15 protein-coding genes and 1 tRNA gene are annotated in these 15,476 nt (G+C 67.3%); 14 read left to right on the forward strand and 2 right to left on the reverse strand.

Going from position 1 to position 15,476, the window contains the following annotated elements; all coding sequences use genetic code 11:
- Nucleotides 1–2 precede the first annotated feature (2 nt).
- The 6 genes from N536_RS0133920 to N536_RS0133945 are packed head-to-tail and all read left to right on the forward strand — an operon-like array spanning nt 3 to nt 6,462.
- Nucleotides 3–872 carry a triphosphoribosyl-dephospho-CoA synthase gene (locus tag N536_RS0133920; protein ID WP_029117681.1) on the forward strand — a complete coding sequence of 290 codons (870 nt, stop codon included), beginning with the start codon at nt 3–5 and terminating at the stop codon, nt 870–872.
- Nucleotides 860–1,195 carry a malonate decarboxylase acyl carrier protein gene (gene mdcC, locus N536_RS0133925; protein WP_029117682.1) on the forward strand — a complete coding sequence of 112 codons (336 nt, stop codon included), beginning with the start codon at nt 860–862 and terminating at the stop codon, nt 1,193–1,195. The genes N536_RS0133920 and mdcC overlap by 13 nt, the downstream gene beginning before the upstream one ends.
- On the forward strand, nt 1,192–2,937 hold the full coding sequence (gene mdcD, locus N536_RS0133930) for a biotin-independent malonate decarboxylase subunit beta (RefSeq protein WP_036438584.1): 1,746 nt from the start codon (nt 1,192–1,194) through the stop codon (nt 2,935–2,937). Before mdcC ends, mdcD begins: the two co-directional genes overlap by 4 nt.
- The gene (locus N536_RS0133935) at nt 2,934–3,554 is read left to right on the forward strand and encodes a malonate decarboxylase holo-ACP synthase (RefSeq protein WP_029117684.1); all 621 of its coding nucleotides are present in this window, start codon (nt 2,934–2,936) and stop codon (nt 3,552–3,554) included. The genes mdcD and N536_RS0133935 overlap by 4 nt, the downstream gene beginning before the upstream one ends.
- Nucleotides 3,551–4,498: an ACP S-malonyltransferase gene (locus N536_RS40285; protein ID WP_036438586.1), complete on the forward strand. Its 948-nt coding sequence runs from the start codon at nt 3,551–3,553 to the stop codon at nt 4,496–4,498. The genes N536_RS0133935 and N536_RS40285 overlap by 4 nt, the downstream gene beginning before the upstream one ends.
- 29 nt (nt 4,499–4,527) lie before the next feature.
- Nucleotides 4,528–6,462 (forward strand): KUP/HAK/KT family potassium transporter, encoded by a 1,935-nt coding sequence (locus N536_RS0133945; protein WP_036438588.1) that lies wholly within the window; start codon nt 4,528–4,530, stop codon nt 6,460–6,462.
- Nucleotides 6,463–6,469: 7 nt separating this feature from the next.
- Here N536_RS0133945 and N536_RS0133950 read toward each other — a convergent pair whose 3' ends face one another.
- Complete coding sequence (locus N536_RS0133950; RefSeq protein WP_029117686.1) at nt 6,470–8,227, reverse strand: MOSC and FAD-binding oxidoreductase domain-containing protein; 1,758 nt, start codon at nt 8,225–8,227, stop codon at nt 6,470–6,472.
- Between the two features lie 166 nt (nt 8,228–8,393).
- Here N536_RS0133950 and N536_RS0133955 point away from each other — a divergent pair, with 166 nt between their 5' ends.
- The 7 genes from N536_RS0133955 to N536_RS0133985 all read left to right on the forward strand — a co-directional run bounded on the left by N536_RS0133955 (nt 8,394) and on the right by N536_RS0133985 (nt 14,527).
- On the forward strand, nt 8,394–8,990 hold the full coding sequence (locus tag N536_RS0133955; protein WP_051574969.1) for a TetR/AcrR family transcriptional regulator: 597 nt from the start codon (nt 8,394–8,396) through the stop codon (nt 8,988–8,990).
- 106 nt (nt 8,991–9,096) lie between these two features.
- On the forward strand, nt 9,097–9,804 hold the full coding sequence (locus N536_RS0133960; RefSeq protein ID WP_029117688.1) for an SDR family NAD(P)-dependent oxidoreductase: 708 nt from the start codon (nt 9,097–9,099) through the stop codon (nt 9,802–9,804).
- A 43-nt stretch (nt 9,805–9,847) separates the two neighbouring features.
- Nucleotides 9,848–10,714 carry a mycofactocin-coupled SDR family oxidoreductase gene (locus N536_RS0133965; RefSeq protein ID WP_051574970.1) on the forward strand — a complete coding sequence of 289 codons (867 nt, stop codon included), beginning with the start codon at nt 9,848–9,850 and terminating at the stop codon, nt 10,712–10,714.
- A complete protein-coding gene (locus N536_RS0133970; protein ID WP_036438591.1) occupies nt 10,711–11,985 on the forward strand; it encodes a cytochrome P450 in 1,275 nt (424 codons plus the stop codon). The genes N536_RS0133965 and N536_RS0133970 overlap by 4 nt, the downstream gene beginning before the upstream one ends.
- Nucleotides 11,982–12,173, forward strand: a complete 192-nt coding sequence (locus N536_RS0133975) for a ferredoxin (RefSeq protein ID WP_029117691.1) — start codon at nt 11,982–11,984, stop codon at nt 12,171–12,173. Before N536_RS0133970 ends, N536_RS0133975 begins: the two co-directional genes overlap by 4 nt.
- 29 nt (nt 12,174–12,202) lie before the next feature.
- Complete coding sequence (locus tag N536_RS0133980; protein WP_029117692.1) at nt 12,203–12,991, forward strand: SDR family NAD(P)-dependent oxidoreductase; 789 nt, start codon at nt 12,203–12,205, stop codon at nt 12,989–12,991.
- Nucleotides 12,992–13,162: 171 nt separating this feature from the next.
- Nucleotides 13,163–14,527: a flavin monoamine oxidase family protein gene (locus tag N536_RS0133985; RefSeq protein WP_029117693.1), complete on the forward strand. Its 1,365-nt coding sequence runs from the start codon at nt 13,163–13,165 to the stop codon at nt 14,525–14,527.
- Between the two features lie 35 nt (nt 14,528–14,562).
- Here N536_RS0133985 and N536_RS0133990 read toward each other — a convergent pair.
- Nucleotides 14,563–14,646 (reverse strand) — tRNA-Leu (locus tag N536_RS0133990).
- Nucleotides 14,647–15,004: 358 nt separating this feature from the next.
- On the opposite strand from N536_RS0133990, the gene N536_RS43230 reads away from it, so the two are divergent.
- Nucleotides 15,005–15,475, forward strand: a complete 471-nt coding sequence (locus N536_RS43230) for a hypothetical protein (RefSeq protein WP_231514718.1) — start codon at nt 15,005–15,007, stop codon at nt 15,473–15,475.
- Nucleotide 15,476: the final 1 nt, after the last annotated feature.

Below are 15,476 nucleotides of genomic sequence, written 5' to 3' on the forward strand. Positions count from 1 at the left end.
CCATGACCGCCGCAATCCTCGCCCCGGCAACGACTCTCGACGCCACCGGCATCGCCGACCTCGCCGTCACGGCGCTGCGCTCCGAGGCCGACCTTACACCCAAGCCCGGCCTCGTCGACGGGCGCGGACCCGGCGCGCATTCCGACATGAGCCTGGCCCTGCTGCACGACTCCGCCGAGTCGCTGCGGGACGCGTTCACTGAATGTGCTTCGACGGCAATGCAATCGACGCCGGGACCCGAGCTGCGCGCCCGGTTGGGAGAAATCGGCCGGGCCGGCGAACGGGTCATGCTCCGGGCCACCGGCGGAGTGAACACCCACCGCGGTGCGTTGTGGGCACTCGGCCTGCTCGGGGCCGGCGTGGCGATCGCTGGCAGTGCGACCGGCGCGATCGACGTCGCGGCCCGTCTTGCGCAGCTCCCCGACCCTGCGCTCGGTGCCGCGGCAGTGGCGACCTCGAACGGTGCGAGAGTCCGCCGCCGGTACGGTGCCTCGGGTGCGGCGGGCGAGGCGCAGGCAGGATTCCCACACGTCCGCCTGCATGCGCTACCTGCATTGCGCGCCGCGCGCCGGTCGGGCGCCGACGAGGCGTCCGCGCGGCTGGCCGCACTGCTATCTCTGATGGCTCATCTCGACGACACCTGCCTACTGCACCGCGGTGGACAGGTGGGGTTGACCGCTGTGCAGGAAGGCGCACGCGCCGTCCTCGCGGCGGGTGGATGCCGCACCCCCGCAGGACGGCACCACTTCGCGGCCCTCGACGCCCTGTGCGCCGCCCATCGGCTGTCGCCCGGGGGCAGCGGAGATCTGCTGGCGACCACCCTCTTTCTCGACGCCCTAGACGAACGGAGCGCTGCGCCATGCAAACTCTGAACTACCAATTCCCCGCAGACCAGACAGCGCCGCGCGCCGTGCACATCGGTGTCGTCGCGTCGGGTGATCTGGAGATCCTGCTTCAGCCACCCACCGCTGACGAGCCCGCCGACCGCGCCGCGGTGCGAGTCCGCACCAGCGTCAACGGCTTCGACACCGTCTGGCACGACGTCCTCGAACGGTTCTTCACCCGTACCGCGCTCGCCGGCCGCTGGGAACTCAACGACTTCGGCGCCACCCCCGGCGTCGTCACCCTGCGGCTGCGTCAAGCAGCGGAAGCGGCGGTGGCGAATGGACAAGCGACGAACGGAGAGCCGTCATGACCGCCCCCGAACTCCTCGCCGGCCAACCGTGGCAACAGCTGCTGCGGCGGCGCAGCTTCATCGAACTCGACGCGCTGGGCCGCGCCTCGGCGCTTCTTGACCCGGGTTCGCTGCGGGTGCTCGCCGGGCCGTTCGACCGGCTCGAGTCACCGTGGTTGGCGCCGCAGGGCATCACGCCTCAGGCCGACGATGGCACCGTCATCGCCCGCGGCACGGTCGACGGCCATCCCGTGGTCGTCGCCGCGATCGAACAAGGCTTTCAGGGCGGCGGCACCGGCGAGGTGTCGGGGGCGAAGATCTCGCAGGCGCTGCTGCTGGCGGCTGCCGACTCGCGGGCCGGAACACCGACCGCCGCCGTGATCCTGTTCGAGACCGGCGGCGTGCGGCTGCAGGAAGCCAACCTCGGCCTCAACGCCGTCGCCGAGATCTGCTCGGCCATACTGGACTTGCGTCCCCTCGCACCGATCATCGGCGTCGTCGCCGGCACCGTCGGGTCATTCGGCGGAATGAGCATCGCCGCCGGTCTCTGCACCCGGCTGATCGTCACCCCGCAGGCCAGGATCGGACTGAACGGGCCCGCCGTCATCGAAGAGGAGGGTGGCGTCGAGGAATTCGACTCGAGTGATCACGCGCTGATCTGGGCCGTCGACGGCGGCGAACAGCGCTACGCCACCGGATTGGTCGACGACCTGATCTCCGACGACGCGGACCTGTTGCGCGATGCGCTCATCGACGCGATCGCGGCCGGCGTCGCAGAGCCAGGCACCCACCGCAGCCAACGCCTCGACGTGCTGGCCTCGCGGCTGGCGACGCTGGACCCCGCCACTCCCCCGAGACCCGAAGAGCTACACCAACTCTGGGGCCCCGACTACGTCCCGGTCCCGGAACCCAAGCGCCGTGCAGCAGTCGAATCGGACGACGGTCACCACGCCGACACCCGCGGCCGAACCTGGCTGCGTGCGCTCAGCGGCGGCACCCCGATCGAGCAGATCATTCCGTCGGTGCTCGTCGCGACCACCGAGACCGCCCGATACCTCGCGGTGGTCCCCGACCCAAACAACCGGTTCTACCGTGCGCGGGAGGGACAGGTCGGATTGACCGAGTCACTAGCCCTTGCCCAGTCCGTGCGCGACCTGATCGACGCCGACCGCGACGCCGACCACAAGCGCGCGATTGTCGCCGTCGTCGATCTCCCCAGCCAGGCGTACGGCCGCAATGAGGAAATGGCCGGTCTGCACCAGGCGATGGCGTCCACCGTCGACGCCTATCACGCTGCCCGCAACGCGAGACACCCGATCGTCGCCCTCGTCGTGGGTACCGCGCTGTCCGGCGGGTTCCTCACCCACGGCCTGCAGGCCAACCAAATCCTCGCCCTCGACGACCCGAAGGTCGAGATCCACGCCATGCACGAGGCCGCCGCAGCACGGATCACCCGTCGCACCGTCGATGAGCTGAACGAGCTCGCCAAGACCATCGTGCCCATGAGCTACGACGTGAAGGACTGGGCCAAACTCGGATTCTGTGACGGCCTTCTCGCGGTCGACAATGCCGACGCCCCAACGCCAGACGACGTCGATACGGTCGGCGCGGCGGTCGCCGGCGCCGTCGAACGGGCCCGCCGCGGCCCGCGCGATCTGTCCAATCGACTCGACTCCGATGCCGCCGTCACCACCCGCCACGCCTCGCGTGCCGTTCGGGATCTCTTGGCACGGCAATGGGATCCGGACCCGCAGACACCATGACGTCCCCACGCCCGCATGACTTGCTCCGGGTGTCCACCACCGCGACGGACGTCCTGTCCGACGACGCGCCGTCCTGGGTTAAAGGGGCGCTGCAAGCCGCTCCATGGGTCGTCGTCCGACGGGCCTTCGCACCCGAAGGGCTGATCGCGGTCGGTGTCCGTGGCCGGGACAGGTCGCATCGCTACGCGTGGGCCATCCAGCGAGATGACGTGCGGGAGACGGTGGCGCCGGAAGACCTCGCGGACGTCGCGCCACAGCCCGGTCGCGAGGTGGCGGCGATGCGGGCGCTGTCGACGGTCCGCGCTCCGCTGATCGAGACCGGCCTGGTGTGGGGACCGACCGGCAGTGTGGGTTTCGAACTGGCCTCCGGAACGCCCACTGCAACACCGGACAGCGACCTCGATTTGGTGATCCGGGTGCCATCTCTTCCGACCGCGTTGGATCGACTCGACGCGTTGCACCGACGGCTCAGCCGGCTGAATGTCCGGATCGACTGCCAGGTCGAAACCCATTCCGGAGCAATTGCTCTCGCGGAACTGCTGTCCGAGGGCGATGATGTCCTGGTCAAGACTCCGCACGGACCAAGCCTCGTCCGGCGCTCCGTCGCCGTGTCATGAGCCTCGCCTTCCTGTTTCCCGGACAGGGGTCCCAGCAGCCAAACATGTTGCATGCGTTGCCCAATGGTCCCGCAGTTGCTGCCGTCATTTCGGAATCCCGTTCCTGCCTGGCACGACTTGGCCTGCCCGAGGACATCGACAGTGCCGCAGCCCTGCAGGACACCACCAACGTCCAGATCGCCCTCTTGATCGCCGGAGTCGCCTGCGCGCGTGCCCTCACCGAAGAGCATGGCCTGGCGCCGCGGTTCGTCGCAGGCCACTCGGTGGGCGCGTTCGCCGCCGCGGTCACTGCCGGCGCAATGAGCCTCGACGACGCCCTGACCACCGTCGAACTTCGTGGCCGTTTGATGAACGACGCTTGTAGAGACGGTGATTGGGGCATGGCGGCGATCACCGGCCTGCCGATTCGCAGTGCACAACTGCTGGCCGAACGGACCGGCACCGACGCCGACCCGCTGTGGCTGGCCAACGTCAACAGCGCCACCCAGACCGTATTGAGCGGAACAGCCACGGCATTGCACGACGCGTCCCATGCCGCGAGAACAGCAGGCGCCACCGACTTCGAGCGACTCGACGTCGCGGCGGCCTCACACTGTCCGGTGCAGGCGGACACCGCTATTCGACTGGCGCAGCACCTCGCCGGGCTTCCGCGGCACACCCCCGCCGCCCGGTATCTCACGAACAGCCGTGGGCGGGCCGTCACGACCGCCGACGCCATCCTCGACGATCTCGCTCAGTCCGTGGCGCAGCCCGTGCAGTGGTACGACGCCACCCGATTGCTTCCCGAACTCGGTGCTACGTGCGCCATCGAGACGCAGCCTGGTCACGTCCTCGCCCACCTGTGCACGGCTAACGCACCAGGGCTTGCCGCATTCTCGTTGCAGGACACCGGCCTCGCCGCAACGGTAGCGCGGGCGCGCCAACTCGATCGACCAAACCATTAGCGTCAACCACCACAAGCGAGAGGCTCGCCATGCACCCGAAATCGGAGACAGCGTCGTCGCCTCCCGTGCCCAGTGCTAGCCCCCTCCGCTTGGCGCTGGTGGTCGGCGCACTGGGAGTGGTGTTCGGCGACATCGGCACCAGTCCGATCTACACCATCCAGACCGTGTTCAACCCGGGCGATCCGCACCCCGTGCCCATCACCACCGACAACGTGTACGGCGTTGTGTCACTGATCTTCTGGTCGGTCATGATCATAGTGACCTTGACCTACATCACGCTGGTGATGCGCGCCGACAACGACGGTGAAGGCGGCATCATGGCACTCATCACCATGTTGCGGCGCTGGAGCGTGGCAAGAGGTCGTCGCACCGCTCTGATGCTCGCACTGCTCGGCCTCTTCGGTGCCGCGCTGTTCTTCGGCGACAGCATGATTACGCCCGCAATCTCGGTGCTATCCTCGGTCGAGGGCCTCAAGACCGTCGAGCCGGACCTCAGGGATTGGGTCGTGCCGATCACCGCGGTGATCATCGTGGCGCTCTTCTCCGTGCAACGCAACGGCACCGCCGCGGTGGGCCGATTCTTCGGACCCGTGATGATCCTGTGGTTCACCGCCATCGGCGCCTGCGGCGTGAACGGCATCGTCAACGAACCGGAGATCCTCAAAGCCCTCTCCCCCATCTACGCGTTGAAGTTCATTGTTGGGAACTTCGGCGTCGCCTTCTTCGCGCTTGCCGCGATCGTGCTCGCCGTCACCGGCGCCGAAGCGCTGTATGCCGACATGGGGCATTTCAGTCGGCGGCCCATCGTCGTGGCGTGGCTGTTCCTCGTCCTGCCTGCATGCGTGCTCAGTTATTTCGGGCAGGGCGCGCTGATTCTCGCCGACGAGCGGAACGTCAGTGCGCCGTTCTTCCTGATCACTCCGGAGTGGGCGCGACTGCCGATGGTGCTGCTGGCCACCGCCGCCACCGTGATCGCCTCCCAAGCAGTGATCACGGGGGTGTTCTCGGTGGCATCACAGGCCGTGCAGCTCGGCTATCTGCCGAGGTTGCGCGTCGTCCACACTTCGGCGAGGGCTTACGGGCAGATCTATGTGCCCTCGGTCAACGTCATGGTGATGGTCGGCGTACTCATCCTGGTGTTCGCCTTCCGCAGTTCCACCGCACTGGCGTACGCATTCGGCATGGCGGTGACGGGAACCATCACGATCACCACCCTGCTGTTCCTCTACATCGCCCGGACGAGATGGGAAACGCCCTTGTGGCTCATCCTCTTCGGGGGCGGTGCACTGCTGTTCGTCGATCTGATGTTCCTGGCCGCCAACCTCACGAAGTTCGTCCACGGTGCGTGGCTACCGCTGCTGATTGCGATCGCGGCCTTTACCGTCATGACCACCTGGCAGCGCGGCCGGAGGGCCGTGACCCGGGCGCGTGACCACGCCGAGGGCTCGCTGCCCGAGTTCATCGCCGAGATCGCCGACCGTCAACCGCCGCTACAGCGGGTTCCGGGGACGGCGGTGTTCCTCAACCGCGGCAAGGAGACCACTCCGCTGGCGATGCGAGCGAACGTCGAGCACAATCACGTCCGTCACGACCACGTGATCATCATGTCGATCGACACGCTGCCCGTGCCGCGCGTGGCTGAACCGGAACGGATCGACGTCGACGCCCTGGGTTTCGCCGACGGGATCATCCATGTCACAGCGCGTTTCGGCTACAAGGAACCGCCGGACATCGCGAGTGCGCTGCGGCTTATCGACGAGGCGCAAACCGAAGGCCCGATCACCGTCGAAGACGTGTCCTACTTCCTCTCGAAGCTGGAACTGACTCGGGGTGACGCGCCCACCATGGCGTCGTGGCGCAAGCGGTTGTTCATCGCCACGTCCTACCTCGCCGCGGACGCCGCCGAACACTTCAGGCTGCCGCGCGACCGGACGGTGGTCATGGGTGCACGGATCGAAATCTGAAGCGCCTTCACAGATCCAGCACGACGGCCTCGGTCGGTTGCGCACAGCAGATCAACACGTTGCCCTCGGCAGGCATGTCCAGCGGTTCCGGATCGTAGCGAACGGCGCCGGACAGCAGCGCCGTCTCACAGTTGTGGCAGACGCCGGTCCGACACGACCAGCGGGTCGGCACGTCGCACGTCTCGGCGAACTCGAGAAGGCTTGCCGACGGCGGCCCCCACGGCGCCGAGATGTCGCTGCGGGCGAACTGCACCTCGGGGCCCGGGCCGGGCGCGCCGACCGGTAGGTGCGGAGGAATCGACGACGCGGCGATACCCGGCGTCAGCGCGCCGGCAGCCCCGAACGTCTCCGTGTGTACCCGGGCGGGATCCAGGCCGTAGGCGGCGAGACCAGCCCCGAGCTGCTCCATGAAGGACGCGGGGCCACACAGATAGGCGTTCCCGTCACGCGGCAGGCCAAGCTGGGACACCAGGTCGGCGTTGAGGCGGCCCTGAGCGGTGTAGTCGACCCCTTGCCGATCCGATGCCAGCGGGCGGCTGTAGTAGACGCGGGACTCACTGCCCGGCAACAGGTTCAACAGTTCGCGGCTCTCCCGTGCGAACGGATGCTCGGAGGAGTCGCGCGCGCCGTGCAACCACCAGACCTGGCGGGTGGAGCCGGCATTGACCAACGAGTGCAGCATCCCCAGCACAGGCGTGATGCCGACGCCGGCGGACAACAGGATGACCGGCGCATCGCCGTCGACGAGGAAGAAGGCGCCGCGCGGCGCCGCGACGTCGATGACGTCACCGGCCCGGATGTGGGTGTGGATGTACGCACTGCCCACCCCGTGCGGTTCCCGCTTCACACTGATCCGGTATTCGTTCGACCCCGGCAGGTTGGACAGCGAGTAACTGCGCAGAACGGGCCCACGGTCGGCAGACAGCCGCAGTGTGATCGATTGCCCGGGAAGCCATTCCGGCAACCTTTGGCCATCGGGCGCGGCCAGGGTGACCGATCGGACCCTTCGACTCTCGTCGCGCGTGCCAGTCACCTGCAGCGGACGAAAGCCGGGCCACGCCGGCGGCGGGCTGCTGGCGGCTGCCGTCAGACCGACGTTGCCTGACGTCGTCGCACCCGAAGCGCCCTGCGCCGCCATGCTCTGCAGGGACGCCTTCCACCCGGGACTGAGCGCCGGGACGCGGAGGGCACGGTCGAGCGCGTCACGTGGGTGACCCGGAAGGTACAGCAGCGCATCGATTTCGGCGACGCTCACTCCTTCGGGCCCCGCAGCGACCTTGACGATCTCCTGCCCGGCCTCGATCTCGCCTTCGGCCAGGACCCGACAGTAGAACCCGGGTCGGCGGTGAGACACCAGCAGTGCCGCCATTCGCGGCTCGCCGATCCGCATGCCCGCGCGATAACAGGTGACGCGTGGCTGGGTGACCTCGAAGAGGGCCTCGCCAATCCGATAGCGGTCCCCGATGCACACCTCGTCGTCGGGCATGCCCTCCACGGTGAGGTTCTCGCCGAAGATGCCGGGCGTCAGGTCGTCGCGGCCGAACTCGTGCGCCCAGTGCCGGTAGGAGTCCAGTTGGTAGACCAGGACGGCGCGGTTCTCACCGCCGTGCCCGCCGAGGTCCCCCTGACCGTCCCCGTCGACGTTGAGCCGACGCACCATCCGGGGCCCGTCCACCGGCGACTTCCAGGCGCCGGTGTAGACCGTGCGTCCGTTCCACGCCACGTTCTGCGGAAGCCCTACGTTCACCGACGTCAATGTCGCCACCGGCACCTCCTGATTCGTCCCGGACGATCATGAACCGTTTCGCGGCGGCCGGCGTCACGGGGGCGAAAGTTCACCGCGGACAACTTGCCGACCGTACAGTTGCGCACTTGCCGATCGGCAAGTAGCGTCGGGGTGGAGCCACACGGATCAATGGGCAGGAGCTGGGATGACCACCGCAGGGTTGGACGCCGGGTTGAGCAAGGTTGCGACCGCGACCGATACCCGTCAGCGCCTCCTGGATCTTGCTGTGGCACTGTTCATTCGGCACAGTTTCGCCGGCACGTCGTTGCAGATGATCGCCGACGAACTTGGCTTCACCAAGGCCGCGATCTACTACCACTTCCGCACCCGCGAAGAGCTGCTGCTCGCCGTCATGGAACCGATGTTGCACCAGATTGACGACATCGTCGTCACCGCGGAACGGCAACGAACTGCACGCTCCCGCGCGGACGCGATGATTCGTGGGTATGCGGACTTCACCGCAAGGAACCGGGCCGTCGCCGCCGTCCTAGCCTTCGATCCCAGCGTCACCGGCTTGTTGCAGGACCATCCGCGATGGCGCGACGTGATCGACCGTGAGATTGCGTTGCTCGCCGGAGTGGAACCCGGCCCCGGTGGACTGATCAAGGCGACGGCGGTGTTGACGGGCCTTGCCGGGGCGGCAACGAGCGTCGTCGATCCCGATCAGGACGCGCTGCGCCAACAGCTTCTCGACGTAGGCCGACGCATTCTCGGTTTGCGTGCTCCGCGAAAGTCCACCTGAGCTCACCCCCGAACCACGTCATCCACCCCTTGATTCACTGCCGTAACCGGCCGAGAGGAGTTGTCATGTCACCGATCAGACCGCTGGCGGAGGTACCGGCATGACGGTGCACACGGCCGTCGTGACCGGCGGCGCGTCGGGTATCGGTCAGGCAATCGCGCACCGGTTGAGTGAAGACGGGCATCGGGTCGCGACGCTCGACGTCAAGCCCGCGGAGACCGGGTTCTCGTTCGCTGCGGACGTGACGGATCGGGCGCAGATCGACGCGGCGCTCGCCGACGTCCGCGAGACGCTGGGACCCGTCACCATCCTCGTCAATGCCGCAGGGGCCGAGGGCTTTACCCGATTCCACGACGTGACGTTCGCCGAGTGGCAACGCGTCATCGACGTCAATCTCAACGGTGTCTTCCACACCGTGCAGGCGACGCTGCCCGACATGCTGACCGCCGGATGGGGACGCATCGTCAACATCTCGTCGTCGAGCACCCATTCGGGGACGCCGATGAAATCGCACTACGTGGCAGCCAAATCCGCGGTCAACGGGCTCACCAAGAGCCTGGCACTCGAGTACGGACCGAAGGGCATCACGGTCAACGCCGTCCTGCCCGGCTTCATCGACACCCCGATGCTGCGCAACGCCGAAAGGCGCGGTGACTTCGGCGATCACCGGATCGACGACGTCATCGCCGCCACACCCGTCCGGCGCATGGGCACACCGGAAGACATCGCCGCCACCTGCGCCTTCATCGCCTCCGAGGAGGCCGGGTACATCACCGGCCAGATGTTCGGCGTCAACGGCGGCCGCAACACGTGACCGGGACGCACCGGCCGACCACCACCCAGGAGGATCGAGACACATGACACAGCCAGCGACGCGAGAAGCCGTGCAAGAGGCTCCCATTCCCGATGCGCCGATAGCGCACCGATTCACCGGCAAGGTCGCCTTCATCACGGGCGCGGCCCGCGGACAGGGGCGTGCCGAGGCGGAACGACTCGCCGCGGAAGGCGCCGACATCATCGCCGTCGACATCTGTAGCCCGCTCTCGACGACGCAGTACTCGGGCGCGACACCGGAGGATCTCGACGAGACCGCCGCGCTGGTCGAGAAACTCGGCCGACGCATCGTCGCTCGGCAGGTCGACATCCGTGACTTCGACGCACTGTCAACGGCATTGAACGACGGCGTCGCCGAGCTGGGCCGACTCGACGTCGTGATCGCCAACGCCGGAATGACGACCGCCGCCCGCGTGTGGGAGATCAGTGCCGAACACTGGCGCGAGAGCATCGACGTCAACCTCACCGGTGCGTTTCATACCGCGAAGGCCGCAGTGCCGATCATGCTCGAACAGGGAAGCGGCGGTGCGATCGTATTCACCAGTTCGGTCGCCGGTCTGCGTGGTCTGCCGTTCCTCGGCAGCTACGTGGCCGCCAAGCATGGGCTGGTCGGGCTGGCGAAGACCTTGGCGAACGAGTTGGCGGAGTATCGAATTCGTGTCAACACCGTTCATCCGCACGGTGTCACAACGGATCTGACGGTTCCCGAGCTCTTCCCCCAGGTCCAGGAGCTTGCCCCCGACCTCGGGACCTTGTTCATCGGCGGCCTTCCAGACCAGACGTCCAGCGTCCACGACATCGCCGCCGCCGTTGCCTGGATCGCCTCCGACGAGGCTCGGCACGTCACCGGCATTCAGCTGCCGGTCGACCTGGGGCGGACCAACCGGTGAACGTCGAGGGGCTGGACTTCTTCCGGGACGACCAGGTCGGTCAAGACCCATACCCCTACGCCGAAGCCTCCCGGGCGAAGTGCCCGGTTCGGCGCGAACCCCATCACGGCGTCGTGATGGTGACCGGTCACGAAGAAGCCGTCGCCATTCTCGGTGATGCGCAGACCTTTTCGTCGTGCAACGCGCCCACGGGTCCCTTCCCAGGGTTCCCGGTCCCTCTCGAGGGCGACGACGTGAGCACGTTGATCGAGGCCCACCGCGAAGAACTTCCGCTGAGTGACCAGATCCTCACGGTCGACCCGCCAGTCCACACCGCTCAGCGCGCACTGCTGATGGGTCTCATCACGCCGAAGCGCCTCAAGGAGAACGAGGACTTCATGTGGCAGTTGGCCGACCAGGTCCTCGACGGCTTCCTCACCGGCGGTGAGGGTGAGTTCATCAACGGCTTCGCTGGGCCCTTCACGCTGCTCGTCATCGCCGACCTCCTCGGCGTGCCCGAGGCCGACCGCGACGAGTTCGTCGCTGCGCTGGGTCGACACGCGAACGACGGCGGTTCCGGCGAGCTCGTCACGACTCACAATCCGTTGGAGTACCTGTACGAACGCTTCTCCGCCTACATCGAGGACCGGCGCCGCGAGCCGCGCGGTGACGTCCTCACCGGGATGGCCAACGCGACGTTCCCCGACGGATCGTTGCCCGAACCCATCGAGGTCGCCCGCATCGCCTCCAACGTCTACTCCGCCGGCCAGGAGACCACCGTGCGCCTTCTCGGCGCGGCCCTGCAGATCCTGGGCGAGCAGCCCGACCTTCAGCAGCTACTGCGGCGCGAGCGCGACCGCATTCCCAACTTCATCGAGGAGACGCTGCGGTTCGACAGTCCCATCAAGGGCGACTTCCGGCTGGCCAGAACCACCACGTCCGTTGGCGGAGTGGACATCCCGGCTGGTACGACGGTGATGGTGCTCAACGGGGCGGCCAACCGCGACCCGCGACTGTTCGAGGATCCCGCGACATTCGACGTGGCGCGGCTCAACTCCCGCCGTCACATCGCCTTCGGCCGCGGCGTGCACTCCTGCCCCGGCGCGCCCCTCGCCCGCGCTGAGGCCCGGGTGTGCATCGAGCGGCTTCTCGACCGCACCACCGACATCGGGATCTCGGAGAGGGAACACGGGCCCGCGGGCGCACGGCGCTACCGATACGTGCCGACGTTCATCCTCCGCGGACTGACCGAGTTGCACCTCGAGTTCGCGATCGCCGACGAGTCACGATGAAGGTCACCGTCGACGACAGCCGCTGCGCCGGGCACGGCGTGTGCGTCGGGCTATGCCCCGACGTGTTCTCCCTGACGGACGACGGATACGCGGTGGCCCATCAACCCGACGTTCCAACCGAATTCGAGGACGCGGTACGCGACGCAATCGACTGCTGCCCCGAGCACGCGATCTCGACTCAGACGTAGGCTCCTACCGAAGCCCGGAAGGAGTCTCAATGGCACGCTTCACCAACCGGGTCGCACTCATCACCGGCGCCAGCTCAGGTATCGGCCGTGCCGCGGCGCTTCGGCTGGCGCAGGAAGGTGCAGCCGTCGCGCTGGTCGCACTACCGGGCGACGACCTCGAGGACGCCACGGCGCAGTGCCGGGCCACCGGCACCGCGGCGCTGGCACTACCGGCCGACGTTGCCGATCCTCGTCAGGTCGCCGACGCCTTCGACCGCGCCGAGGCACTCGGATCGGTGTCGGCGGTGTTCAGCAACGCCGGCATCTCCGTGATCGCGCGGGCCGTCACGACGCACGACGACGACTGGTTGCGGCAACTCCACGTCAACCTCTCCGGTTGCTTCTACGTCGCGCGCGAAGCCGCCCGGCGGATGGTCCCGGCTCGCTACGGATCCATCGTCACGACCGGCTCCGAGCTCGGAATCCTCGGCCAGGCGGGCTATGTCGGCTACACCGCGACTAAGGGCGGCGTACTCGCGATGACACGCGCGCTCGCGGCGGAGCTGGCGGTGGACGGAATCCGGGTGAACAGCATCTCTCCCGGCGAGACCGAAACCCCCATGCTGATGGCCGAATTCGACGCCGCGCCGGATCCAGCCGCGGAACGCGCCGATCACGAGGCGACCATCCCGCTTGGCCGGATCGCACAGCCGGACGAGATCGCCGCAGCCGTGGCGTTCCTGCTGTCCGACGAGGCGGCGTACATCACCGGCACCAACCTGGTGGTGGACGGCGGCCGGACGTCGTGCTTCTCCCTCGGCTCCACCTCGCCGGCCTGAAGCAGTTGTTTGCGGTTGCACGGAAGCGAGCTGTCCTCAGCAGGGTAAAGCCCGGGCCAACCGTTATTGACATGTCCATAAATTACGAGTACGCCTGTTAGCTGAACGACGCGAGCACTACCGAGCCCGGCCGCCGAGCGGCCCTGTCGAACTCAACGAAGAGGGACGCTCATGGCCGATGTCGACTTTTGCGTGGTCGGTGCAGGATTCGCGGGATTGACCGCGGCGCTGCGGCTGAAACAGGCGGGCCACTCGGTGGCGCTGCTCGAGGCCCGCGACCGGGTCGGCGGCCGCACCTTTACCGAGGTGCGCGACGACGGGTCGTGGATCGACCGCGGCGGTGCGTGGATCGGGCCCGGGCAAGACGCCATCTACCGACTGATGAACGAGTTCGGCGTGCCGAGCTACAAGCAGTACGTCGACGGTGACGCGATGATGTTCGTCGACGGCAAGAAGTACCGTTACACGGGCACGATTCCGTTGTCGATGAGCCCGTGGGCGGTCGCGAACATCGGTGCGGCCTTCCTCGAGCTGGGGCACATGTGCAAGTCGATTCCGCTCGAAGCCCCGTGGGAAGCGCCCAAGGCGCGCAAGTGGGATCAGCTCAGCTACGCGCAGTGGCTCGACAAGCACACGCTGTCCAAGCCCGCCCACGAGCTCCTGGAAGCCGCGATCGCCGGCACCTACACCTCGGCGGCCTCGGAGCTGTCGATGCTCTTCGTTCTGTACCAAATGGCATCCGCGGGTGGGCCGAGCTTCGTGCTGGGAGTCAAGGACGCCGCCGAGGACGCCCGGCCGGTCGGCGGCATGGGTGCCATCCACCGGCCGATGGCCGCCGAACTCGGCGATGCCATTCACCTGTCGCAGCCGGTGCGAAGCATCGTCCAGGATGCCGACGGGGTCACGGTCCGGTCGGACGACATGGTGGTGTGCGCACGCCGCGTCATCGTTGCCGTGCCGATCGCGATCGCCGGCCAGATCATCTACGAGCCGATGTTGTCGGTGGACCGGTCGTTCCTGCACCAGCGGATGCCTCTCGGCGCGGTCTTCAAGATCGCTCTGGTCTACGACGAACCGTTCTGGCGTGCCGACGGGCTTTCGGGCCAGTCGTTCGCGCCGGGGTCGCCGGCGAACCTCACCATCGACTCCTGCACGGACACCGGAACTCCCGGGATGCTGACCGTCATCACCGAGGGGCCCGTCGCGCGCCAGATCGGCGAACTCACCGAGGCCGAACGCAGAAAGGCCGTGCTCGACGCCGTCGCCGAACGGCTCGGCGACAAGGCGAAGGCACCGATCGACTACGTCGAGCAGAACTGGACCGTCGAACGCTATACCGGCGGCGGGATGATCTGCCACGCTCCGCCGGGTGTCCTGACCGAGTTTGGCCCCGCACTGCGCGAACCGTGCGGCCGCATCCACTGGGCAGGGACCGAGAGTTCGGCCGTCATGTACGGGTTCATCGACGGAGCCGTCCGCTCGGGCGAGCGCGCCGCAACCGAGGTGATGGAACGCGAACAGGTGGCCGTGGCCTGACCTGTGTTTCGCCCCAGTTATGGGCGATTTAAGAGTGCGGGCGGTGGGACTCGAACCCACACGTTCTTTCGAACACGGGCACCTAAAGCCCGCGCGTCAGCCAATTGCGCCACGCCCGCAAGCGTGTTGATCCTACCTGTTCGCAGCCGCGAGGAATCTGTCGGTGGCACTTCCTAGCGTGGGCCGTACAACCGGCGAGAGGCGCGCCCGATGCGGTCAGCTGAGGAGTTCAACGAGGTGCAGCGCCTCCTCGCGGCTGGCATGAATGACTGCGCCATTGCACGGCAGACGGGCATACCGCGACCAACGGTCCGCGAGTGGCGAAGCAAACCACCGAACCGACTGAGGCTCCCGGGGGCATCCTCACCGTGCGGCGTCAGTCATGACTTCTCGGCCCTTCCTACGGCTGCGTACTCGTATCTTCTAGGCCTCTACCTCGGCGACGGATGCATCTCGCAGTATCGCCGGGTCTGGCGGATGCGAATCATCCTCGATAACAAGTACCCGGCAATCATCGCCCGGTGCCGGGCCGCTCTCGACACGGTGATGCCAGGCCAGCATTCAGCGACTACGCAGAAGAAGGGATGCGTCGAGGTCGGTCTCTACTCCAAGCACTGGCCCTGCCTCTTCCCCCAACACGGCCCCGGCCGAAAGCACAGCAGACGGATAGCCCTCGAGCCCTGGCAGGAGGCGCACGTCTACGAGGCCACCGAGGAGTTCGTCCGCGGGTTGATCGAGAGCGACGGCTGCCGCGTCATCGCCAATGACCGTGGCGTGCGCAGCATTCGCTACCACTTCTCGAACAGATCAGAAGACATCATCGGGTTGTTCACCGCCGCGCTCGATCACCTCGAGATCCCGTGGACGCGGTCGAGGAAGGACACGGTCTCGATCTACCGCAAGGCCGCAACGGCCCGGCTCGACGAGTTCATCGGGCCGAAGTCGTGAT

The organism is Mycobacterium sp. URHB0044, assembly GCF_000620625.1.
Taxonomy (GTDB): domain Bacteria; phylum Actinomycetota; class Actinomycetes; order Mycobacteriales; family Mycobacteriaceae; genus Mycobacterium.

Excerpts from the sequence above, each read along its gene's own strand:
- mdcD (WP_036438584.1), top strand. The coding sequence starts at position 1,192 with ATGACCGCCCCCGAACTCCTCGCCGGCCAACCGTGGCAACAGCTGCTG.
- N536_RS0133920 (WP_029117681.1), top strand. The coding sequence starts at position 3 with ATGACCGCCGCAATCCTCGCCCCGGCAACGACTCTCGACGCCACCGGC.
- N536_RS0133965 (WP_051574970.1), top strand. The coding sequence starts at position 9,848 with ATGACACAGCCAGCGACGCGAGAAGCCGTGCAAGAGGCTCCCATTCCC.
- N536_RS40285 (WP_036438586.1), top strand. The coding sequence starts at position 3,551 with ATGAGCCTCGCCTTCCTGTTTCCCGGACAGGGGTCCCAGCAGCCAAAC.
- N536_RS0133975 (WP_029117691.1), top strand. The coding sequence starts at position 11,982 with ATGAAGGTCACCGTCGACGACAGCCGCTGCGCCGGGCACGGCGTGTGC.
- N536_RS0133945 (WP_036438588.1), top strand. The coding sequence starts at position 4,528 with ATGCACCCGAAATCGGAGACAGCGTCGTCGCCTCCCGTGCCCAGTGCT.
- N536_RS0133985 (WP_029117693.1), top strand. The coding sequence starts at position 13,163 with ATGGCCGATGTCGACTTTTGCGTGGTCGGTGCAGGATTCGCGGGATTG.
- mdcC (WP_029117682.1), top strand. The coding sequence starts at position 860 with ATGCAAACTCTGAACTACCAATTCCCCGCAGACCAGACAGCGCCGCGC.
- N536_RS0133980 (WP_029117692.1), top strand. The coding sequence starts at position 12,203 with ATGGCACGCTTCACCAACCGGGTCGCACTCATCACCGGCGCCAGCTCA.
- N536_RS43230 (WP_231514718.1), top strand. The coding sequence starts at position 15,005 with ATGCGAATCATCCTCGATAACAAGTACCCGGCAATCATCGCCCGGTGC.
- N536_RS0133935 (WP_029117684.1), top strand. The coding sequence starts at position 2,934 with ATGACGTCCCCACGCCCGCATGACTTGCTCCGGGTGTCCACCACCGCG.
- N536_RS0133955 (WP_051574969.1), top strand. The coding sequence starts at position 8,394 with ATGACCACCGCAGGGTTGGACGCCGGGTTGAGCAAGGTTGCGACCGCG.